The sequence below is a fragment of the Dyadobacter sp. LHD-138 genome (assembly GCF_030929615.1).
Classification (GTDB): Bacteria; Bacteroidota; Bacteroidia; order Cytophagales; family Spirosomataceae; genus Dyadobacter.
Window position 1 is genome coordinate 110,572 of sequence record NZ_JAVFVU010000007.1, and the last position, 24,023, is coordinate 134,594.

Sequence of the window (24,023 nt, forward strand, 5' to 3'; positions counted from 1 at the left end):
ATGCTGAATTTATGCGGTCAGGATATTTTCCTTACTTTCCAGATTTTCCATTTTAATAAAATCACATCTGAAACCGGCAGAACTTAATGCCGACTGAATACTCCGGAAATCAGCGAGCTCCGATCTCATACTTAACAGGAGATCTTTGAAGTCGTAAGCCCAGTGTTTTACATTTAATTTTTTCAGACAGTCATGAAGACGTTGAAAGGAAAGGACATCAGGTAATTTGGTACGAAAAGATATTTGATATGTTGGTTTCATTGCTATTCGGTCGATAATTAAAGATAAACAGGAATTTTAATCGCTTTGTATGGTTCGTTTTATCTCATAACGCTTACATGATTCAAAGATGATTATAATTTATAATTAATCCAAATAAGAATTAATAATATTTATTTATACAAATATACAAGACTTAATAGTAATTATCCGTGATGTTTTGTGATGAAATCGTTAAATAATCTTAATGATGAAAATTTTTGTCCGTTTTGCGGTAAGCCCAATAGAATATTTGCGGCAAGACCGTGAAAGATAGGAACATACAAATCAGGAGCCCGCCAACGATCATAATGGCAAGGGGCTTCTGGATCTCCGAACCCATACCACTTGACAGTGCTGCGGGCAGCAAACCGAGTGATCCCATTAACGCTATCATAATAACAGGACGGATTCGGCCGTAGATTCCTTCGGAAATGGCTTCTTTTAAAGGAAGTTTTTTGATGAGGTTATCTTTCATGACATGTACCAGAATAATGCCGTCAATGGTGCAGACGCCAAATAGGATGATAAAGCCGATCCCGGCAGAAATTCCAAAAATTGTTCCCGTTATCCATAACGAAAGAAAACCGCCAACGAATGCGAAGGGAATCGTTATTAATGAAATTAATGTATCTTTTGTATTGCCAAAATTCATGTAAAGAAGAAAAATGATCAGCACCAATGCGGCTGGAACAATCAGAGACAGCTGTTTGGTCGCCCTCTCTTTGCTTTCAAATTCTCCCGCCCAAACGACCTTTCCGTTTGCAGGGAATTTGACATTCTCGTGAACAACCTGCTGCGCCTCGGCAATGGTACTGCCCAGATCCCGGCCATCGATACTGAAACCGATACCGATATAGCGGCTGCTTCCTTCCCGGTAGATAAACGCCGGGCCTGTTTTGGTACCGATACTGGCAATTTCTTTGAGGGGCACCTGGTGGTTATCGAGTGAAGGAATCAGGATATTTCCGATTTCTTCCTCCGTGTCCCGATATTCCTTCTGATAACGGATGGTGATATCAAACATCCGGTCGTTCTCATAGAATACTGATGCTGCCTTGCCGCCAATGGTCATTTCGATTACAGCCTGGGCGTCGGCCATCGATACGCCATGTCGTGCCATGCGCGCCTCGTCCATGCGAATCGCGAGTTCGGGAATGCCTATGTTTCGGTATACAAGCACATCGGTGATCCCGCTTACTTTATGCAGATTGTCGGCAACCTGATCGGCCAGTTTTTCCATATCATACAAATCCTCGCCGAATATTTTAACTACCAGAGCACTTTTAACCCCGGCCACATATTCTTCCACGTTATCCTGGATCGGCTGGCTGAACCCGAGCGAAATCCCCGGGAAGGAAGAAAGCGTCTGTTTCATTTCTTTCAACAATTGATCCTTTTTAATATGTCGTTTCCACTCATTTTCGGGTTTTAGCTGAATGTGGAATTCGTTGTTGAAAAAACCTGTGGGATCGGTTCCATCATTGGGTCGGCCAGTCTGGCTCATGACGAATTTCACTTCCTGAAAAGATCTCAGCGTATCGCGCAGTGCATTTCCGGTTTTGACAGACTGTTCCAGACTTATGCTGTTGGGTAAAGTGGCCCGTACATAGATGGCACCTTCATTTAATTTGGGAATAAACTCGGTCCCGTAAGTCAGAAATTTTCCGACACAAACCATAAACAATACCACGAAGGCCCCTATGGCGAGACGTTTGTTCCGATCGCTCCAAAGGTATAGTTTGAAAATATTATCCCGGAAAAAGTTAACCACCGGGTTGTTCTTCTCCGTAATATTCTTCCGGAGTAATACCTTACACATGGCCGGCACGAAAGTGAGGCTTAATATCAATGAACCTACCAACGCGTAACCCAGCGTAAATGCGAGTGGCGTAAACATTTTTCCTTCCACTTTCTGGAACGAGAAAATTGGCAAGAGCGCAATGATGAGGATAATCTGTGCGAAAAAGATATGGGACGCTACGTTTTTCACACTGCGTTTTATCAACCCGAGTTTCGACATTTTATTGAACCGGTCGACACCGAGCCGGTGCGCGCTTTTTTCTAGATCTACATAAATTTTTTCAACAATAACCATGGTGCCTTCGAGTAACAAACCAAAGTCGATCGCACCCAGGGAAATCAGGTTGGCAGGTAATCCCTGTATCCGAAGCATGGTAATGGCAAAAAGAAAGGACAAGGGGATAACCAAAGCGACCGTAACGGTGGTGCGCCAGTTGAAAAGGAAGATGAAGACGATGACGGAGACAAGTACAATGCCTTCTGCCAGGTTATGGGTAACGGTGTTGACAGTCGCGGTGACCAGCTCGGTTCTGTCGATCACCGGGACAATTTTGACGTCCGAGGGAAGAATTCGGTTGTTAAGCTCATCAATTGTTTTACGTAGTTTTACAATCACCTCACTTGGATTTTCTCCTCGTAGCATCACGACAATTCCTTCAACGAGGTCTTTGTCTTCACCAAGTCCCACTTGTCCAAGTCTTGGTTTTGCAGTAATATTCACTTCTGCTACTTCTTTTACGTGAACAGGCGCTGAACCCTTCACACTGATGAGGATATTCTCAATATCCTTTGTGCTTTCTAGCAAACCAACGCCACGGACGACATAGGCCTGATCTCCTTTCTGAATGACATCTCCGCCAACATTGATGTTACTTTTCCCGACGGCTTCATAAACATCAAGCGGGGTGAGGTCGTACTGGGCGAGCAAAGCAGGATTAACCCGTACTTCGTAGATTTTTTCTTCTCCGCCAAAGCTGGCAACGTTTGCAACACCGGGCACGGCTACCAGTTCCCGCTCAATAACCCACTCCTGGAGTGCTGTGAGCTCTTTAAGTGGCCGGTCACTTTTCAAAACATACCTAAAAATTTCACCGGTTGCTCCGTAGGGCGGCTCAATCTCGGCGTTGGCTCCCTGGGGCAAATCGATATTTCTTAATCTTGTTGAGGCATATTGCTGCGCGTAAAAATCTTCGACTTTGTCGTCAAATAAAACGGTAACGACCGATAAGCCGAAGAGGGAAATGGACCGCACCTCTGTTTTTTTAGGAATGGTATTCATTTCCTTCATGACGGGCAGCGTAATGAATTTTTCTATTTCTTCGGCACTTCTTCCCGGCCATTGCGTGATAATCCTCGCCCGGGTATTGGTTACATCCGGAAATGCTTCAATCGGTGTTTCTATATAACTCACAACGCCCACAATCGCCAGAACGGCCGTCATGAAAAACACCAGCATGGTATTTTTCAAGGAGAAGGCGACAATACTTTGTGTTAATTTCTGCATGAAAATCGATATTATTTACCCAGATTAATTACGTCAGAGAAAAGCAACAGCTGATTGTTGATTACAATATTTTCTCCTGTTGAAAGTCCGTTTTTAAAGAAAACCTTATCATTATCTTTTGCATCGACAATCACTTTTCTTGGCGTAAGTGCCCCATCAGGTCTTTGTATCAACAGATAGTTTTCGTTGTTGTGAAAAATCAAAGCATTGGCAGGAACTCCGATGGCAAAGTCTTTCGTGTTTTTCTTTACAACGGCCTCAATCGCCAGTCCGGGTTTAAGTTTCAAATCTTTGTTAGGCATTCGGATGCGTGCTTTGAGGACGCGCTCCTGCGGGTCAAAAACCTGGGATATTTCCGAAATAATACCCTCAAAAGTCTCACCGGGATAAGCCTTGGATTTGATAACAGCCGCCATGCCTTTTTGTACAAAAGGAAGATCCATTGCATAGACATTGGTTGTGACCCAGACGTCAGATAGATCCGAAATCGTAAACAGATCGGCGCCGCTGCTTATTTGTGTGCCACCGGAAATGTTATTTTGAACAACATAACCACTGACAGGCGCTTTGATCTGAAAAACTCCCTTTTCGGTACTGGCATTGTAAAGTGATAGGTTAGACTGTATTTTTTCGATTTCTGATTTGAGAATATCTACTTCACTTTGGGCTTCTACGAGATCTTTCTCTGACGAGATCCGGTCTCCAAACATGGATTCTGCAACAGAGAGCTTTCTTTTCGCGACCAGCAGTTGAGATTCAAGAGTGCTTTTTTGAGACGTCAGATCCGTTAGTTCGCTGCTTTTGAGCTCGGCTAAAACCTGCCCTTTGTTTACTTTATCGCCGAGAGAAAAATACATTTTGGTAATAACGCCGCTGATCAAACTGGCGTAATGCACGACCTGATCCGGATTGTGTTCAATTTGTCCGTTTAGCCGTATCGATTCCGTGACGGATTCCAGTTTGGTTTGATAGGTGGTCACAGACTGTGATACCGGATTTGCATTTTCTTTGGACTGAGACACCTGCCCGGGCTTGGTTTCACAGGAAGAAAACGCCAGGCCGATTATAAGTGTAGTCAGGATATTGTATGGTGTTGCTGACATATTGGTTTTGAGATATGCTGTTTTTAGCGTTTGGTTTGGGTTCTGACTAATGGATTTCACTGGCCGTGACGAAATTGAGATCTTCAAGGCTATCGTTCAGTTGTTTCGTCGTGGTTAGGATCGTTCGTTTATTGGATAGGTAAGCGTCGAAGAAGTCCAGGTATTCGATCATGTTGATACGTCGCTGCATGAAATAGTCGGTGTAGGTTTGAAACACCTGATCGAGGTCACGCACATAATCAAGATCCAGCGCCTGATAAGCCTGAAGACTGTTTTGAAGGGTACGGAAAACCTGGGTTACTTCCGTTTCAATACCTTTCGTTTTTTGCTCGGAAAGTACTTTTGACTTTTCAATACCTATTTTACTTTCCAGAATGTTTCCCTGATTTCTGTTAAAAACCGGCAGATCCATCTTGAAACCGAAACCGATAAAGTTGAGCAGAAAATTTCCGCCACGGTCGTAATTGGCACCGAGTGTAAGGTCCGGTTTTCTTTGTGCGTATTCCAGATCATATTTTTTACTGGCAAGCGTTTCTTTCAAAAAACTGATCTTTCCGTCTGGTCGGTTTGTTACGGCTGTGAATTGAAGGTTGTCAAGTGACCTGGAATTTAGCCCGGTCAGGTTTACCGCGATCGGAATATCTGCCTGTATGTAACGCTGAGAGGGAATGTTCAAAAGCACCGACAGCTCCTTTTGAACGCCGTGCATTTCGTTACGGTTTTCAAGGATTTGCTGTCCGAGTTCTAGTTTCAAAGCCTTTAACCGGAAAATCTCAACCTTGCTGATGTTATTCTGATTGAATTGATTTTCAAAAGCAGCAAGTAGTTTTGCCAAAGCCGCATTCTGATTGTTCAGAACGGTCAGGAAAGTTTGTTTATAGGAAAGTGCAAAGATGTTTTTACGGAGCTCCGTTTTTAGGTTTCTCAGTAGTTCGGAATAATACTCTGCCGCGATTTCTCTGGAAACCGATTCCAGTGCAATCCGTTTTTTTCGCTTTCCCGCGGTTTCAATGCGTTGTTCCAGTGCGGCCGAAAACTGCTGGTTTTTGCCGAAGTTCCCGATGATAGGTGGCAGCTTTTCGCCCGAGGAAAGCTGGTTTTTTGTTGCCCAAAGGTTAACTTCATCCACACTGAACTCGGGATTAGGCCATAGTTTAGCCTGGATAACCTGCGCTTCGGCCTGGTTAATATTCAGTTTCTGAACGATAAGGTCCAGGTTGTTATTTAGAAACAAACCCTCGGCTTCTTTCTGGTTAATGACCAGCGTATCCTGTAAAACAGGTGCGGCCGCTAAACAGCAATGGTTTAAGAGGAGGGAGAAACTTAATGCAATGAATGCCTTCACAAAATCAATAGTTGATGAAGGCACAAAATTAAAACGGCAGGATTAGAGCGTTCTTTGAGGTAAATTAGAAAATGATGGGTGCAACATTAAAAGTAAATGAGAGGAAATTTAAAAGTCAAGACGGATGCGTGTTCCGTTATTTTGCTCCGATTTGATGGAAATTCCGATGCTGTGATTGGTGAAAATCTTATAGGCTATGGTCATGCCTAGACCGTTTCCCTTTATTTTTCCGGTATTTTGTCCCCGGTAAAAGGGTTCGGAAATGTGCTGGATATCTTGTGCACTGATCCCGATTCCATGATCCTGAATTTCGATGACGAGTTTGTTTTCGACCTTTTTTAAGGTAATATCAACCGGTTTTTGTTCCGAAAACTTTGCTGCATTTTCGATCAGATTGTATAAGGCCATGTATACCTGTGTTTTAACGCAGTTGTATTGAAGTAAATCACTCGTTTCCTCGGGAAGATCCCAATGCAGGTTGATCTTTGTTGTTGGGTATTCCGCAGCAAGCTTATCCAGTACTTCCCACAGGATTTCATCAATTCGTTCCGGTTGCGTTTCTTGCCGGTTTTTCTGCTCCAATCCGGACAGCATCAATAAGTTTTCAAGTATTTTTTCGAGGCGTTCGGCGTCGTTTAAAACGTTCTCGCTCACATTTTTATATTCCATCATATCCCGGTCTTTTTGAAGCAGTACTTCCAGGTCGCCGACAATGGAGGAGAGCGGACTTCTTAATTCGTGGGATGCGTGGCTGATGAAGTTTTTCTGGATTTGAATGTTCTGATAAACCTTTTCAAGAATGGAGTTAAATTCCTCAAACAAGTCTTCAAGCTCGTCCTTCGTTCGGGGATAAGTCAGCTGATGTTTCTGTCCGGTCATGTCAATATTTTTGACCTGCTCAATGATCTGTCTGACAGGGGTGTAGGCTATTTTCGATAACGTGTAACTGAGTGTTACTATAACGAGAATGCCAAGGAGGAGCGCAATAAGCAAAATTCGGACAAATTCACTTTCCTGCGTTTCCAGTATTGGGTTATTTGCTCTAATGATAATGCTGAAAGAGCCCTGATTGTCACGGTAGTAAATGGCGTAATAAAAAGCGTTACCAACCTTAAAGCTGTAATGGTTGTTGGCGCGGATGGTTTTGAGGATTTTTGCCGTAATGTTGGTGTCCGGATCGGCCTCTCCATAATGGATATGCCCCGTTTTATCGTAAAGGCGAATTTCCTGGTTGGCGCTTGCAGTCAGAAATTTTTTCTCGATCCTGCTGTATTCCTTTGTTGTCAGTTCATCTTCTTCAAGATAAAACATGGCAGTAAGGGAAGCCGTCCTGGCGAGTTCTTCAAAGAAAATCCGCTCCGCGGATCTTACGAAATTCAGATAGATAAGAACGGAGGAAATTGTAAAAACCAGACCGAAAACCAGTGAGGAATTTAGCGTTAGTTTGTGTTGGATTTTCATTTATCACCCGCGATCATATAACCACGACCTTTGACGGTTTTAATGAGTTTGTCTGGAAAATTGTTATCGATTTTGTTTCGCAGATACGAAATGTAAACGTCCACAACATTGGTAAAAGTATCCATATTGGTATTCCAAACCGTGTTCAGGATCTGCGTACGGGAGACGATCTTGTTTTTATTTTCAAGCAAATAAACCAGAAGCTTAAACTCTTTGGCTGATAACTGGATTTCGTTACCATTTCTTTGGACCAAATTGGTATCCATGTTCACCGTCAGGTCGGCACATTGTAAAGTCTCATCGGGCGCATAATGCAAGGCATATCGGCGGCGCAGGGCTTTGATGCGGGATAACAGCTCAGGAAAATGAAAGGGTTTTACCAGATAATCATCAGCGCCGATGTCAAGCGCTTTTATTTTATCCTCGGCTTCCCCAAGCGCACTGAGCATCAAGACAGGTGTGTCTATCTTTTTATAACGAATGAGCTGTGCCAGTTGTAGTCCGTCAATATCGGGAAGCATGACATCCAGAATAAACAGATCCCATTGCTCCGCCGTTATCAGGTCCCTTGCTTCGTAGCCGTCGCTGGCCAGCTGCACAATGTACCCGGCTTCCTCCAGACCTTTCCAGAGGAAGCTGCTGATACGGGAATCGTCTTCAACTACTAATATTCTCATGTAAAATCGATCATGGCTTTTAAGCCCAGGCTCTTTCTAAAAAGTCGACCCAGTTTTTCCACATGATTTGTTCAATATCCTGTTCTGAATAACCTCTTTTGCTTAATATGCCGGTAATGGATTGCAGATCGGCGATGGAATCCATATCGCCTGGAGCCTGTTCTTTTCCGAAAGCACCGTCAAGGTCCGATCCGATTCCTACATGGGAAGCATTGCCCGCCAATTGACAAATATGATCAATATGCTCGGCAATGTGTTCGATTACCAAACCGGTTTTTTGCGGTGTGGATTTTCCGCGTACCCAGCCCGGAATCATCATCCAGGCGTCAAATGCCATGCCGATCACAGCTTTTCGCCCAATCAGTTCGGTGATCATTTCATCGGAAAACTGACGGTTATGCGGTGTTATTTCCCGGGTCAGGTTATGACTAGCCCAAACAGGGCCTTTATATATTTTCATGGCATCCCAGAACGCACTGTCGCACAAATGGGTTGCGTCCAGAATCATATCCAGACGATCCATTTCAACCAGTAAATCTTTCCCTTTTTGAGATAAAGGCTGATCAGAATCGGTTCCGTAAGCATATACACCCGGACCGTAATGCGCAGGCCCAACGGCGCGGAGGCCATAATTATAGGCGATTTCGAGATTTTTTAAGCTGATAAGCGAGTCGGCACCTTCCAGACTAAGGATATAGCCAATCGGGAGATTTTCAGTCGATTGGCTATTTTTCCAAAGTGCAAGTTGCTTATGTAAACCTGGCAGGTCGGTGATCTGAATCATTTCTCCGGCTTCTTCCATAGCTTTGTACCAGGCAATTTGCGCCTGGGTTTGTGCCCATGCCTGCGCCTGTGAATGCCAGCCGGGAATTTTGCTGTCCGGTTTTACGAAACGGGCAATTTGCGTGGCCACGCAAATGCCGATATTACCTTTGCGCATTTCAGGAAAACTGACTACGCCAAGGCCGCGATCCGGCTTGTCGGTTAATTTTTTTTCACGATCGCGAATAGCCAGAAGGTCCTGGGTTAAGTCCCGGTTCCATTCCACGGCATTCATGGAAAGGTCCAGGTGAGCATCAAAAAGAAACATAGATTTAGGAATGGGTGAATTTTGAATGATGGAATGGGGAATAGTGAGCGAATTTTGAATGATAGAATGAGTGAATAGGGCAATCGGTAGCGCATCATGCTATCATTCACTCATTCAAAATTCTATCATTTACACAGTAAGTCTTCGGTTTCTTGATACGATTTTCCATTCGTCGGTAACTTCGCCATTTTCGATAACGGATGCGTATTCGTGTAAGGCAACGGAGGGGCAAATGTGATAGGGCAAGGCGTAATAAACGTCCCCAATCTGGATATTTTCCCAAACATCTTCTCCAATTTGTAAAACACCATGTTCTTCACTCTGGCCGGTTACGGTATAACCATTTAGGTTTAATATCCTGAATCTTTTGTCCACAGGATTTTCGGCGGAAATCGCTTTATGTCCAAGGTCGATCGTGATAACTCCGCAGGAAGGTTTTGATACGACACGGGTTAAGATCAGTGCTGCGTGAAGAAATGGCTGGTCGTCGAACTGATCGCCATAACCCCAATCCCAGAGTACGTTGGTTCCCGGGCTCAGGAGCACATCTGGCCGGAGGAGATGCACCGTAAAAGTTGGAGAGCCCCCGGCAATAACGACAGGTTCTGTGCCAATATCTTCCCGTATCAGGTCGAGCAAAGGATATACTTTTTCATAGGCCGCGTCACTTTCAGCTTTCCGTTCCGAAAATTCAGCGTTTCTGATATGTCCGTCGTAAACATGAACGCCGGAAACCTCGACATTGGAAAGACCACTAAAAAAACGGTACAATGAAAGAAGCAAGCCGTTGGTTGGATGACCCGAGCGGTTCATGCCGTTATTGATATCAATAAAGATGGTTGAAACCACATCTTCGGCCACCGAAAAATCTTGCAGCGCCTGCGCGGATTGTTCGTTATCAACCAGTGAAGAAAAGGTTGTTTCCGGGTATTTTTTTCTGAGTGCAAACAATCGGGGAACATTTGCACCAGTCATTTGATAGGCGAGTAGAACCCACTTGGCACCTGCGTCAGCCAGCATTTCGGCTTCGGCGATGGTGGCACATTTGAATTTGTTTACGCCTACTGCCAGCTGCATTTTTACAATTTCAGCCGTTTTATGGGTTTTAACATGTGGCACAAGCCGGTTTACATCGCCAGCCATATGAACCATACTACGAATATTATTTTCGATTCTATCTTTATAAAAAAGAAGAGAAGGGGAAATGACTTCTTCTGGTTTGTTGAGCAGATACCACATCGTTTTTTGATTTTTGATTAATGAAAATGAAGATTGCTGGTCTGAATCGCCTTTTTTACAAAAGGAGCAAATCAAACCAGCAATCACAAAGACTTATTAGTTTTCTTCGAGTTCGAACATTGCTTCAATTTCAACAGGGATATTGTCCGGTAAGGTTCCCATGCCCACGGCACTTCTCACACCGATACCATTTTCTTCCCCCCAAACTTTGGCAAATAATTCGCTGCATCCGTTGATAACGTAAGGATGGCGTTCGAAATCAGTTGTTCCATTCACCATACCTAAAACCTTGATCACCCGTTTGATGCGGTTAAGGCTCCCTAGGTTGGTTTTCAGGGTTGACAAGATAGCCAAACCAACCTGACGTGCAGCAAGTTTGCCTTCTTCGACGTCAAGATCTTTTCCGATCCGGCCGATGATCAGACTTCCGTCATCCTGAACGGTTCCATGTCCGGAAACATAAACCCAGCGGTTGTCAACGATAAGATATGGTTTATAAACACCCACCGGTTTTGGTGCAGGTGGCAAATTAAGTCCCAGTGCTTGGAAATTGGATTCAGGAGTCATGTAATAATCAGATAAGAATGATAAAAAGATACTGTTTTTGAAAGATGCAAAAGTATTTCTGTGTTACTCTTACAAGAACAAATTTAATACTAAAACACCCAACAAACCCATTACTGATACAATTGTTTCCATAACCGACCAGGTCAGCAGCGTATCTTTTATGCTTAAATTGAAGTACTCTTTAAAGAGCCAGAACCCGCCGTCGTTTAAGTGGGAGAACATCAAACTTCCTGAACCAATGGATAGTACGATTAATTCGGGCGGGACGGGAGAATGAATCAGCAGGGGAGAAAGTATGCCGACCGTCGTCAGGCCGGCAACGGTTGCAGAACCTACACAAACGCGGATAATCGCGGCGATTCCCCAGCTTAAAACAATGGGTGAAATATCAATTCCAACCAGCCTTTCAGCGATGTAGGTGCTGACACCGCTAGCGGTCATAATTTCTTTAAAAACACCTGCACCCGCAATAATCAAAAGGATAACCGATACCCCTTTGAAAGCTTCTTCCATAGATTTGCTAACGGCTTTCATGTTTAATCCTCTCTTGATACCCAGTGCATATGCCGCGAAAAGTACAGAGATCAGCATGCCAAAATAGGGTTCTGCAAGTAAAACAATAAGTTGATTGTCAGGGTAAAGATTCTTAACGGCCGACATAGTTGTCAGCAGGAAAACAGGAAGTAAAGCCGTGATGACACTTATCCCCAAACCAGGCAATTCGGAAGTTGGTCTGGGTTTAACGTTGAACAGATTTTCGTCGGGTTTGGGCGTAAATCTTTTTAAAGTGCTGCCAAATATAGGACCGGCCACCGCGATTGCGGGGATAGAAACAATCAATCCGTAAAATAGTGTTTTTCCAAGATCTGCATTTAGCTGACTGGCGATGGCAGCAGGCGAGGGGTGAGGCGGTAAATAGCCGTGTGCAACCGAAAGTGCAGAAAGCATGGGTATGCCGATGTATAACAATGGTATACGTGCTGTGGCACTAATCATAAATATTAAAGGAATAACAATGACGAAGCCGGCGTTATAAAAAAGTGGAATCCCGATTACAAATCCCGCAAGGGCCATTCCCCACTGAATGTACTTTTGTCCAAAAATACCAATGAGCGCGTCGGTTATTCGCTGGGCACCGCCACTGTCAGCGACCAGTTTTCCCAACATTGCTCCAAAACCGACAATGAGTACCAAATCACCCAAAGTACCCCCAACACCTTTTTGAATCGCCTTGCTTACCGTTACGACATCGAGGCCGCTGGCAAGTCCAAGTCCGATGGAAACCAGCAGGAAGGAAATGAATGTATCAATTTTAAGCCATGCAATCAGTAAGATCAGACACAAAATGGAAAGGAAAGTCAGTAATAATGGCATAGAGAGAAATTTAGGAAATGAGGTTTTTAGGTTATAAGGATGCAGAACGGTAAATTTAACGATAGAACCGGATTTGTTTTGAAATTTATTCGGCCATCAGTACTTCAATAGCCCAAAACAAGTGCACGGAAACAGCCTGAAAGGCTGAAATATCTTAACCCATACCACCGGTATGGGAAAAAAACAACATCTAAATTCCGCAGTATCACGCTGATAGGAAGTCTGTGCGTAATAAGGCTCCAAGAAGTTTGTTAGAATGCCTAAAAATAGCGAAATTTGACTTTTTGGTAGTTACAGTATTGTAATAATCCAGTGAGTATTTGTATAAAATCAATCTCTCATTTTAAATTTTTGATTCTTTTCTAATTCTTTATGGCAGAATCTTCAGGTGAAAACATTATCCCCATTAATATTGAGGATGAAATGCGAGGAGCATACATCGATTACTCGATGTCAGTTATTATTTCCCGCGCTTTACCCGACGTTCGCGATGGTTTGAAACCGGTGCACAGACGCGTGTTGTATGGGATGTCCGATTTGGGCGTGAATTACAATAAATCACACAAAAAATCGGCTCGTATAGTAGGGGAGGTTTTAGGTAAATATCACCCGCATGGTGATGCTTCGGTGTATAACACCATGGTGCGTATGGCTCAGCCATGGTCGCTGCGTTATATGCTGGTAGACGGTCAAGGAAACTTTGGATCTGTCGATGGTGACTCACCCGCGGCGATGCGTTATACTGAGGCAAGATTGAAACGTCTTGCCGATGAATTGTTAAATGATTTGGGTAAGGATACCGTTGATTTCCAGCCCAACTTTGATGATTCTTTGCAAGAGCCAACCGTTCTTCCGGCCAAATTCCCCAATTTACTTGTAAACGGTTCTTCTGGTATTGCCGTTGGTATGGCCACAAACATGGCGCCTCATAACTTGTCAGAAGTGGTGGACGGTGTCATGGCGTATATCGACAATAATGAGATTACGATTCCTGAGTTGATGCAGCATATCAAGGCGCCGGATTTCCCGACAGGTGGTACCATCTACGGTTATCAGGGTGTAAGGTCAGCCATGGAAACAGGCCGTGGACGGATCGTTGTGCGTGCAAAAGCTTCTTTTGACGTTACAAAAACGGGTCGCGAGCAAATTATTGTGACCGAGATTCCTTACATGACCAACAAGGCGGCCATGATTGAAGGTATCGCCGGTTTGATCAACAACAAGAAACTGGACGGAATTTCGGATATCCGTGATGAATCGGATAGAGACGGGATGCGTATCGTTTTCGATTTGAAAAAAGATGCGATTCCTAATATCGTACTGAATCACCTTTATAAGTACACGCCGCTTCAGTCATCTTTCAGTGTAAACAACGTGGCGCTTGTAAAAGGCCGTCCGGTGATGTTGAACCTGAAAGACCTTATCAAGCATTTTATCGACCACCGTATCATCGTCATTACACGTCGTACGGAATATGAATTGCGTGAAGCGGAGAAAAGAGCGCACATCTTGCAAGGTTTGATTATTGCACTGGATAATCTTGATGCTGTAATTGCTTTGATCCGTAGTGCGCGTGATCCGGAGATTGCGAAAAACGGTTTGATGGAAAATTTCGCTTTGAGCGAAATTCAAGCCAAAGCCATTCTTGAGCTTCGTCTGCAAAGACTGACAGGTCTTGAAAGAGACAAGATTGTTAAAGAATTTGAAGAGATCATGCTTGTCATCGCTGACTTGAAGGATATTCTTGCAAACGAATACCGTAAGTTCGAAATTATCAAAACCGAACTTACAGACATTAAAGACCGCTACGGTGATGCCCGTCGTACGCAAATTGAATTCGCTGCTGAAGAATTCAGTGACGAAGATATGATTCCGGATGAAGAAATGCTTATTACCATTTCTCATGAAGGTTATATCAAACGTACACCGTTGGCAGAGTACCGGACACAAACAAGGGGTGGGGTAGGTTCGCGTGGTGTGAAGACCAAGGATACCGACTTTACCGAGCACTTGTTCTCGGCCACAATGCTTAACTATCTGCTCATCTTTACCGAATTTGGTAAGTTGTTCTGGATGAAAGTGTACGAAGTACCGGAAGGAAGCAAAACTTCGAAAGGCAGACCGATCCAAAATCTGATCAGCCTTGAAAACGGAGATTCGATCCGTTCTGTAATTAATGTGCGTACTTTGACAAATGAGGATTATATCAACAATAATTACCTCATTATGTGTACTGAGCAGGGTACCATTAAGAAAACTTTGCTCGAAGCTTATTCTCGTCCGCGTACCAATGGTATCATAGCCATCTCGATTAACGAAGGCGACCGTCTGCTGGATGTAGCTTTGACGAATGGAGACAATGATATTGTGATTGCTTCAAGCGCAGGACGCGCGGTTCGCTTCAACGAAAAAGGAGTGAGGCCAATGGGAAGAACAGCGGCCGGTGTTCGTGGTATCAATCTGAACGATCCTGAAAATAAAGTGATCGGTATGGTTTGTATCAACCGTGAAGATGCACAGCTGCTGGTTGTTTCTGAAAATGGTTTTGGAAAGCGCTCAGCTATTGATAGTTATCGTGTAACCAAACGTGGCGGTAAAGGTGTTTCCACCATGAATGCAACGGATAAAGTAGGTAAACTGGTAGCGATTCGTGAAGTAACTGAACAGGATGATTTGATGATTATCACACGCAATGGTATTGCCATTCGTATGAGCGTTCTTGATATCCGTCAGGCGGGACGTAACACGCAGGGCGTTAAATTGATCCGTTTAAATAATGCTGACGAAATCACTTCGGTAACCCGAATCCTTAAAGATCCGGATGAAAAACTTGAGGAATTGGATGAAGACGGAAATGTGATCGTGAATGAAACAACGAACTCACTGATCGTTAAAGCCGATGATGCGGATGCGGCGGAAGATGAAATTGCAGATGCAACTGAAAGCGATGATGATGACGAGGATGGTGAAAATGACGATTCAGAGACGCCAGAGGCATGATTTTTGTAATAATTAGCGTAATTATTAATATTTGTATTTTGAAATTATCATTCACAACCAATTGAGATCTATGAAAAAAATGTTTTTTGTTTCTGCACTTGGCCTTCTTAGCTTTTCTGCTTATTCGCAGGATGCTGTTAACAAGGCGATGGTAGATCAACTCCGTAAGGATAAAGAAAAAAGCGATAAAGGGGTGTCTGATCCCAAAGCAAGTGCAAAAGCAGGTTTCTGGATGGATCGTGCAAAAACATATTCGGACATTGCTGCTCAAGGATCTGAAATAGATTCAAGTGCTGCGAAGACTGCCTATGAAGCATATAAAAAAGTAGTAGAGCTTGAGCCAACAAAAAAAGGTAAAGATGCTCAGAAATTTTTAACGGGTGAAGATGTTACTTTGTTCAATGCATTTGTAAAACAAGGTGCCGAAAAATACCAGGGAAAGAATCTGGGTGGTGCTTTGGAGATGTTCCAGTTAGCTCAGGAAATCAATAAGAAAGACACACTGGCAAGTTTGTACGGTGGTATCGCTGCACAGCAAATAGACAAGAAAGAGGAAGCAAAATCGCAATTTGAAAAATATGCGGAAAACGGCGGGAAAGATCCAAGCGTATTCTACGGACTTGCTCAATTGTACCGTGCTGAAAACAACTTCGATAAAGCGGTTGCTACTTTGAACAAAGGTTTGGAGCGTTCTCCAAATAACAAGGATTTGAAATCTGAGGTTGTTAATATCCTGTTGGCGTCTGGTAAAGAAGATCAGGCGATCACAGAGTTAACGAATCTTACGAAATCGGACCCGACAAATGTTCAGAACATCGTTAACCTGGGTATTCTTTATGATAACATGAACACCAAATTAGGTGGAAAGATCAAAGAAGTTCAGGGTAAATTAGGATCTGGAACAACGAAGACTGCTGAGTTAGGTAAAAAACTGGAAGCTGAAAAAGGTAAAATTGAGATCTACGACGGTGAAACGAAACGTATCTCAGGCCTTTTGAAGAAAGCGCCAAAAAATGCTGCTGATCTGAAACGCCAGTTAACCGAAACTGCGGGTAAGAAAAAAGAAGCTACTGACGCAGTGGTATCAATTCAGGCTGAAATCAAAGCGGCGGAAGATGCTGCCAAAGGAAATGACAATGCTGCACTGGAAAAAGAACTTGCTGACTTGAAAGCAAAAAAGGCAACTGCTAACACAGAAGCGATCGGTGCTTACAAGAAAGTTTTGGAACTTGACGCAGCTAACTACGACGCGTTGTATAACCTGGGTGTTTTTTACTTCAACGAAGCTGTTGAATTGAAACGCGAAGTTGATAACATGAGCATGACAGATTATCAGGCTCGCGGCAAAGAAGTTGAAGGACGTGTATGTGGTCGTTTCAAGAAAGCTAAGCCATATTTCGAAAAAGCGATTCAGGTAAAAGACGAAGCGGATGCTAAGGAAAACCTAGGTACCGTAAACAACGTTCTTGAACAATTTTCTGGTAAAGGAGTTGTTTGTGTAGAAGAATAAGAAGTTAATAAAGGAATACAATAAATAAAAGAAGATACCTGTAAATAGGTATCTTCTTTTATGTGAGAATACTTATTTAACATAATATAAATTATACAACAAATGGGTCAGGAAAATATGCGACGAGATTTGTCTGTACTGGTCATATGGTCGGGTTGACTTACTCGTTCAATTCTCGTGCGGTATATAATCAGGTATTTTTCGCTTAATTTATTCAGTTTCATTTATTTAGGTCGATGTTTTAATGTTCAATATCTGACGGGTTTAATTTCAATATTGAATCAATATTAGGATTTTACCAAAGAAATATTGAAACTATCGTTGTGAGGTCGGTTTATTAGTATGAACATGCGTGAAATTGATCATCCGAAACTCAGATATTTGCGATTTACTAGTTGAAATCGTAGTATGTTTGTAAAAGGTACAAATTTGCGTTTATGAATATCCTGATCATTGAGGACGAAGAAAGATTGGCGGTCCTTGTCAGGCAGGGATTGGAAGAAAATGGCTACACGGCTACCCTGGCGTTTGACGGTTTGACAGGCAAATATCTTGCGCTGGAAAATGATTATGACCTGATTATTATGGATATCATTTTACCCGGTGTCAATGGAATTGATTTGTGTAAGGAAGTCCGGGCTGTGAAACCGGATATACCCATTTTAATGCTTACGGCACTGGGAACGACCAACGACAAGGTTGAAGCCTTTGATGCCGGCGCCGATGATTATCTCGTTAAACCATTTGATTTCAGGGAATTACATGTACGCCTTCGCGCCTTATCGAAACGTAGCGGCCTTACAGCCAAACATGAAGATTATATTCTGAAATATGCGGATCTTGAATTGAATGACCAGACGAAAATTGTAAAACGCTCGGGAACAGAAATTGTGCTTACGCCCAAAGAGTTTAAGCTGCTTGCATACATGATGCAGCATAAGGAACGTGTTTTGTCAAGAGCGGAAATTGCGGATAAGGTATGGGACACGCATTTCGATACCGGAACAAATTTTATTGATGTGTATATCAATTACTTGCGAAAAAAGGTTGACAAGAATTTTGATCCGAAACTGATTCATACCAAGTCCGGCATGGGTTTTATTTTGAGAAACGAAGCATTATAATAAAGATAAAGAATTGCCATGACCATTGCCGCAGCCCAGACAATTCCTAAACGAAATAATATTCCTACGAATCTCGCTGACCATATCCGGCTTTCGAATCTGGCCGCGGATCATGGGGCTAAACTTATCGTTTTTCCCGAGATGTCTATCACCGGCTACGAGCGTGAGTTAGCGAAATCGCTCGCCTTTGTTCCTGAGGATGAACGTTTGGCTGCATTAAGAGCGCTGTCACAAGCCAAAGACATTGTTATTTTGGCGGGAGCCCCTATCCTTCTTGTCACCGATTTACACATTGGTATGTTTGTACTTCGCCCCGGATTTCCGGATATGGTTTATACCAAACAGTTTTTACATGACGGTGAAGAAAAATACTTTACGCCAGGTATAAATACGGACCTGCAATTTGGTCTGGGCAATGAAATTGTTTCCCTGGCTATTTGTGCTGATATAACAAATCCTATACATCCGGCAAGAGCCTCTGCGTTAGATACCAGTCTTTACATAGCGAGTATTTTTTATACGCCAAGTGGAATCGACGAAGGTCTTAGTGATCTTCAATCCTATGCTAAGGAGTTATCAATGAATGTATTAATGTCTAATTTTGGTGGGCCATCCTATGATTATCTTTCAGCTGGCGAAAGCACTTTCTGGACAAATTCGGGAGAACTTGCCGGGCGTTTTGCGGGTACGGGGGAAGGCTTGCTTATTATGAATAAATTGGATAATACCTGGGAGCAAAAAGTACTGAAGATCGGCTGAGCTATGAAAATCCGGAGCAAATTAAGTGTCCTTTTTACGGTACTAACCGCTGCCATACTCTTGGTTTTTGCGGGGCTGGTTTATTATTCTGCATACCAAAGCCGGGAAAGTGAGTTTTTCAAGCGGCTGCATCAGGAAACCTTAACGAAGGCGAAATTGTTTTTTGAAGCCAAAGTGGATGCGCATACGCTTCAGACAATTTACAAAAATAATCGTGAGACACTGAGCGAGGTGCAGGTGGCTATTTATGATACGTCATTCAATTTGCTCTATCACGATGCAGCGGATATTGATGAAGTGAAGGAGACCAAACAGATGATCAACCGGATCTGGACGAAAAAATACATCCGGTTTTATCAGAAAGACTGGCAGGTTGTCGGGTTATTGTTTCCATACCAGGGCAAGAATTATGTTTTGACTGCGTCTGCTTACGACGAGTATGGGTATAGTAAGTTACGACTTTTAAGTGAAACGATCTGGCTCGTCTTTTTCTGCTCCATTATCCTGATTTATGCTGCCGGTAGATTTTTTTCTAAAAGAGCACTCTTGCCGGTAACGGAAATTGTTGGCAAAGTAAAAAGTATCACCGCCTCGAACCTGGATCTCAGATTAAGTCATGCCGATGGAAAAGATGAGTTGGCCGAGCTGGCTGCGACATTTAACGAGATGCTGGACAGACTGGAAAATTCCTTTGATGCCCAGAAACAATTTGTGTCGAACATTTCGCACGAGGTGAGGACGCCACTTGCCGTGCTGATTGCCGAGCTTGAATTGTCAACGTATAAGGAGCGTAGTGTAGCTGAATATAAGCAAGTTATATCCAATACTTTGATTGACGCATACCGGTTATCGAAACTTTCGGATAGTCTGCTTGACTTTGCAAAGGCGAGTTATGACCCATCGGAGATCGGGTTTAAAGAGGTCAGGGTCGATGAGATTCTTTTGGACGCACGGCAGAAAGTTCAAAAGGAGCACCCGAATTATTTGATCGACATACATTACGAAAATGAATTTGATACGGATGATGAAATATCGGTGGTAGGGAATGAGTACTTGTTGAATGTAGCATTTACCAATCTTTTGGAGAACGGAGGGAAGTTCTCCAAGGAGCCGGCCATGACGATTAAAATTAGTTTTAAAAATGAAAAATTAATTTTAATGTTTTCTGATAATGGAATTGGTATATCTAAAGAAGATTTAAAATTAATTTTTACCCCATTCTTTAGAGGAAATAATAAAAAATTTGCCGAAGGAAATGGCGTTGGCCTCTCCCTTACCCAAAAAATAATCTCTCTCCACAGAGGCACGATCTCCGTTGAATCAGAAATTGGCAAGGGCGCTGTTTTCACGGTAGCACTCCCCCATTTGTGAAAGTCTGTTGAACACCGGAAGTTCAGGAAACCACTCCCCTACGCGCTCAGGGCACTTTATTGCACTCTAATGTTTTTCTAATAATTTTCTATAAGGTCTCTAACGGTACTTGTTATATACTAAATGCACTTTTGCTATCATGTTAGCAATTAATAGGAAAGCAATGCATTTCAGAGCAATAATAATCACCGCCATCGTTACAGCGATTTGGATTTTTGAGCCGGTTTCTGCCCAAAACCAATACAATTTGCAACAAGCGTTGCAGGCCACTAAAACGAACAATCCGATGCTGAAAAAGGAACAATTGAACGTAAATATCGCTGAAACAGATATTGTTACAGCCAGTTTACGTCCCAATCCGATCCTGAACAATCAGTCGTTACAATTGGTTAAAGCATCGAAATTTCCGGACAATACCGGTTGGGGAAACCATCTGAACCGCCAGGTCTGGTGGCAGGTGACGAAGCCTTTTGAGATGCCGCAACTGCGGAAAAACAAGATTGATTTTGCTAATCAGAATGTGATCCTCAATCAGAAGGCATTTAAGGAAACCGAACGGAATTTATTTCAGGATGTGGCAAGTAAATGGCTGGATGTGTGGTCAGCCCGGAAGCAGCTTGATATTTTGAATATTGCCAAAAATAATATTGACAGTCTGGTGATTATCAATAAAGTGCGTTTGAAAAATCAGGTGATTACCACGACGGATCTTGCCAGAACGGAACTGCTGGCCAATCAGTACAAGGTTCAGATGAAGTCAGCGGATCAGAATTACAAGAACGAAATTACAAATCTTAAATACCTGATGGGCATTCAGGACGACGTTAACGTAGACACCACAGATAATTTTCAGTTCGCTTTTCCGGCAAACGTGGACGATCTGCTGCAACAGGCTTTACAGTCCCGCAGTGATATCCAGACTTTGAAATCAACCATTGATGTAGCCAACGCCAACATCAAACTTCAAAAATCAATGGCTTTGCCGGTTCCGGAACTGGGTGCCATTTTCAATCCTCAAAACGGCGCTCCCTACTTGGGTGTTTACGGGACAATCGCAATTCCTATTTTTTCGAGGAATCAGGGTGAGATCAGAAAGTCGAAGGTATTGAAGCAACAGGCAGAACAGGATCTGCTGGCAACACAATCGTTGGTTCAAAGTGAAATTTCTACGGCTTTCAGCAGCTATCAGACACAGAAACAAAATCTGCTGAATTTTACCGGCTTACTCACGCAATCTCAGACGATTCTGAATAATGTGAAATACGCTTATCTACGTGGTGGTACAACGATTATCGACTTCCTCGAAGCACAACGGAGCTGGCTTGACACGCAGCAGCAATACTACGAAACCTTACAATTATATCGTCAGAGCTATATTAAACTCCTATACGCTTCCGGCATCATTAATCAAATCGCGCAATAATACCATGAAGAATTTATTTAAGTACGGCTGGCTTTTGGGAATACTGCTTGTTTCCTGCGGGAAAAAGGAGGAGAAATCCGCCAGGGTAGAGAATATTGAACCTAAAATTACCGACAACGGCGTCAAAATCGACTTCCCGAAAGCGGAAAGTGTTAAGTTTTTTCAGACGGAAACAATTGGAAGCAGCACACTGACGGCGGATATTGCAGCACCGGCAACGGTTTCAGCAACGGTCATTAAGTCTAACGAAGGCGCATCACAGAACATCGTTTTATTTCAAAATCCTGAGCTGGCCGGGAGTTATACGCAATTGATCCAGCATCTGATCATGATCAATCAGATACAAAATGTAAATATCAAACAAAGGAAAATCGAGTTGAGCCGTGTACAGGATTTACAACAACATGGCGCTGCTACGGGCAAGGATCTTCTTGATGCACAGACTGCTATGTCCATGGAGGAGACTAATCTGAACAACGAAAGAGCGGCACTTATTGAGCACGAAACCAAGCTTAAAGAAGGCGGTTTCCAGGCTGATATGCTGCGCCGGGCAAAGGTTGGTACTGCTTATGTTACCTGTGATATCCCCGAGAATAATATCAGTAAGATCAAAAGCGGGAGTCAGTGTGTGATGCAATTCACGGCTTTTCCTAACGAAAAATTCAATGGCCGGATTGATGACGTCGCGGACATGGTTGATCCGACAACACGCATGGTAAAACTGAGGGTCAGCATGAATAACTCGGACGGGAAACTGAAAGCCGGGATGTTTGGCACGGTCGGTTTTGGCGTAAGTGAGGGTAAAAATATCAGTGTCAATAAGGACGCACTGATCACGATCCAGGGAAAAAATTACGTTTTTGTGAAAAGCGGCGAAAACGGATTCCAGCGTAAGGAAGTCAATATTGGTGACCAGATTGGTGACAGAATCATCGTTTTTTCAGGACTTGATAACGGCGACGCGGTTGCGATCAAAGGTGTGATGCAGTTGAAAGGGCTTTCTTTTGGCTATTAAAAAACCAATGCAATGACTATAAAAGGGATCAGAGCGAAAATTCTGAATAATGATTTCACCGGCCTATTCGGTTTGGGTACGCATAAGAATTTTGTGCACCCCAATGATGTTGCCGTGCTCATTAGTTCTTTACCATTGGATTCTGGCTTGAGGGCCTTTGTTTCTCTTCCCGAACAGTCACAGATCATTGCTTTTGCCTATTTATCCTTTGACTGGCAAAAGGAAATCGTTTTGGGAATAAAAAGGGAAAAGGCAGCGGGGATACTAAATGCGTTACCTTCTGATGACCGGTTTAACTTTTTCTCCCGGTTAACGGCTGTTGAGCAATCTACCTTTCTGGAATACCTCTCGGATAAAGTTCGTAACGAGACACGAGACTTTATTGGTTATCCCAAAACAAGTATCGCCCGATTGGTAAATACGGATTTTGCGACAATCAAGAGGGAAATGACCATTGCAGAAGCAATTGCTTTTTTAAGGCAGAATCAGAAAGATACAGAAGCAGCCAATGTGATTTATGTGATCGATGAAAACGGTAGGCTTATTGATGATGTACCCATCAGGAGGTTAATATTAAACTCCCCGCTGAGGACGATTGAAAGCATTCTGGATGGCTTTTTCGTCAGTTTGAATATCCATGAGACCGAGGAAAATGCGATCCATAAATTCAAGGAATATGATCGCGAAGTATTGCCCATTGTAAACGACGATAATGTTTTGCTCGGGGTACTCACCGTTGATGATGTGCTGGATATGGCGGAGGAGCAAAACACTGAAGATATTGAAAAATTCGGAGGTTTGGAAGCATTGGATTACCCATATGTCAAAACACCTTTTTTTTCACTGATCAAAAAGCGGGCAGGTTGGTTGATCGTTCTTTTCTTTGGTGAAATGCTTACAGCGACAGCCATGGGATACTTTGATACCGAAATTTCCAAAGCAGTTGTATTGGCGTTATTTATCCCTTTGATTATTTCGAGTGGCGGCAATAGCGGTTCGCAGGCAGCCACGTTGATTATTAGGGCAATGGCCCTGAAAGAGTTGAATATCAAAGACTGGTGGTACGTCATGCGGAGAGAACTTTTTTCAGGATTTACGCTGGGTATCCTGTTGGGATCGATTGGCTTTTTGAGAATTGTACTTTGGCAAAATTTACATTGGTTCAATTACACGGAGCACTATTTGCTTGTAGCCACAACGATATTTTTCTCACTTATCGGGATTGTGATGTGGGGAACACTTAGTGGCTCAATGATACCGATCGCCTTAAAAAAGTTTGGTTTTGATCCTGCCGCTTCATCTGCACCTTTTGTGGCAACATTGGTTGATGTAACCGGATTGATTATTTATTTCAGTATTGCAGATATCCTGTTAAAAGGAACTTTACTTTAAACATAAAC

18 protein-coding genes are annotated in these 24,023 nt (G+C 43.0%); 8 read left to right on the forward strand and 10 right to left on the reverse strand.

Annotated elements, in window-relative coordinates:
* Window positions 1-9 precede the first annotated feature (9 nt).
* The 10 genes from RB622_RS07155 to RB622_RS07200 form a co-directional block, all read right to left on the reverse strand.
* Window positions 10-261, reverse strand: a complete 252-nt coding sequence (locus tag RB622_RS07155; protein WP_308045871.1) for a hypothetical protein — start codon at window positions 259-261, stop codon at window positions 10-12.
* A gap of 202 nt (window positions 262-463) precedes the next feature.
* On the reverse strand, window positions 464-3,565 hold the full coding sequence (locus RB622_RS07160; RefSeq protein ID WP_308045872.1) for a CusA/CzcA family heavy metal efflux RND transporter: 3,102 nt from the start codon (window positions 3,563-3,565) through the stop codon (window positions 464-466).
* Window positions 3,566-3,576: 11 nt separating this feature from the next.
* The gene (locus RB622_RS07165; RefSeq protein WP_308045873.1) at window positions 3,577-4,668 is read right to left on the reverse strand and encodes an efflux RND transporter periplasmic adaptor subunit; all 1,092 of its coding nucleotides are present in this window, start codon (window positions 4,666-4,668) and stop codon (window positions 3,577-3,579) included.
* A gap of 46 nt (window positions 4,669-4,714) precedes the next feature.
* Complete coding sequence (locus tag RB622_RS07170) at window positions 4,715-6,037, reverse strand: TolC family protein (RefSeq protein WP_308045874.1); 1,323 nt, start codon at window positions 6,035-6,037, stop codon at window positions 4,715-4,717.
* Between the two features lie 84 nt (window positions 6,038-6,121).
* Window positions 6,122-7,474 carry a HAMP domain-containing sensor histidine kinase gene (locus RB622_RS07175; protein ID WP_308045875.1) on the reverse strand — a complete coding sequence of 451 codons (1,353 nt, stop codon included), beginning with the start codon at window positions 7,472-7,474 and terminating at the stop codon, window positions 6,122-6,124.
* Window positions 7,471-8,151 carry a response regulator transcription factor gene (locus RB622_RS07180; RefSeq protein WP_308045876.1) on the reverse strand — a complete coding sequence of 227 codons (681 nt, stop codon included), beginning with the start codon at window positions 8,149-8,151 and terminating at the stop codon, window positions 7,471-7,473. The genes RB622_RS07175 and RB622_RS07180 overlap by 4 nt, the downstream gene beginning before the upstream one ends.
* Before the next feature lie 19 nt (window positions 8,152-8,170).
* A complete protein-coding gene (locus RB622_RS07185) occupies window positions 8,171-9,241 on the reverse strand; it encodes a membrane dipeptidase (RefSeq protein WP_308045877.1) in 1,071 nt (356 codons plus the stop codon).
* A 129-nt stretch (window positions 9,242-9,370) separates the two neighbouring features.
* The gene (locus RB622_RS07190) at window positions 9,371-10,480 is read right to left on the reverse strand and encodes a D-TA family PLP-dependent enzyme (protein WP_308045878.1); all 1,110 of its coding nucleotides are present in this window, start codon (window positions 10,478-10,480) and stop codon (window positions 9,371-9,373) included.
* A 96-nt stretch (window positions 10,481-10,576) separates the two neighbouring features.
* A complete protein-coding gene (locus tag RB622_RS07195; protein WP_308045879.1) occupies window positions 10,577-11,047 on the reverse strand; it encodes a RidA family protein in 471 nt (156 codons plus the stop codon).
* Between the two features lie 69 nt (window positions 11,048-11,116).
* On the reverse strand, window positions 11,117-12,421 hold the full coding sequence (locus tag RB622_RS07200; RefSeq protein WP_308045880.1) for a gluconate:H+ symporter: 1,305 nt from the start codon (window positions 12,419-12,421) through the stop codon (window positions 11,117-11,119).
* Between the two features lie 372 nt (window positions 12,422-12,793).
* Here RB622_RS07200 and gyrA point away from each other — a divergent pair, with 372 nt between their 5' ends.
* The 8 genes from gyrA (at window position 12,794) to mgtE (ending at window position 24,015) form a co-directional block, all read left to right on the forward strand.
* Window positions 12,794-15,421: a DNA gyrase subunit A gene (gene gyrA / locus RB622_RS07205; protein ID WP_308045881.1), complete on the forward strand. Its 2,628-nt coding sequence runs from the start codon at window positions 12,794-12,796 to the stop codon at window positions 15,419-15,421.
* A 70-nt stretch (window positions 15,422-15,491) separates the two neighbouring features.
* Window positions 15,492-16,931, forward strand: a complete 1,440-nt coding sequence (locus RB622_RS07210) for a tetratricopeptide repeat protein (protein WP_308045882.1) — start codon at window positions 15,492-15,494, stop codon at window positions 16,929-16,931.
* A 437-nt stretch (window positions 16,932-17,368) separates the two neighbouring features.
* Window positions 17,369-18,055, forward strand: a complete 687-nt coding sequence (locus RB622_RS07215; RefSeq protein WP_308045883.1) for a response regulator transcription factor — start codon at window positions 17,369-17,371, stop codon at window positions 18,053-18,055.
* Window positions 18,056-18,073: 18 nt separating this feature from the next.
* Window positions 18,074-18,814 (forward strand): carbon-nitrogen hydrolase family protein, encoded by a 741-nt coding sequence (locus RB622_RS07220; protein WP_308045884.1) that lies wholly within the window; start codon window positions 18,074-18,076, stop codon window positions 18,812-18,814.
* A gap of 3 nt (window positions 18,815-18,817) precedes the next feature.
* Window positions 18,818-20,185 (forward strand): HAMP domain-containing sensor histidine kinase, encoded by a 1,368-nt coding sequence (locus tag RB622_RS07225; protein ID WP_308045885.1) that lies wholly within the window; start codon window positions 18,818-18,820, stop codon window positions 20,183-20,185.
* A 139-nt stretch (window positions 20,186-20,324) separates the two neighbouring features.
* On the forward strand, window positions 20,325-21,608 hold the full coding sequence (locus RB622_RS07230) for a TolC family protein (RefSeq protein WP_308045886.1): 1,284 nt from the start codon (window positions 20,325-20,327) through the stop codon (window positions 21,606-21,608).
* A gap of 4 nt (window positions 21,609-21,612) precedes the next feature.
* Window positions 21,613-22,623: an efflux RND transporter periplasmic adaptor subunit gene (locus tag RB622_RS07235; RefSeq protein WP_308045887.1), complete on the forward strand. Its 1,011-nt coding sequence runs from the start codon at window positions 21,613-21,615 to the stop codon at window positions 22,621-22,623.
* A gap of 12 nt (window positions 22,624-22,635) precedes the next feature.
* On the forward strand, window positions 22,636-24,015 hold the full coding sequence (gene mgtE / locus RB622_RS07240; RefSeq protein WP_308045888.1) for a magnesium transporter: 1,380 nt from the start codon (window positions 22,636-22,638) through the stop codon (window positions 24,013-24,015).
* The last annotated feature ends 8 nt before the right edge of the window (window positions 24,016-24,023 follow it).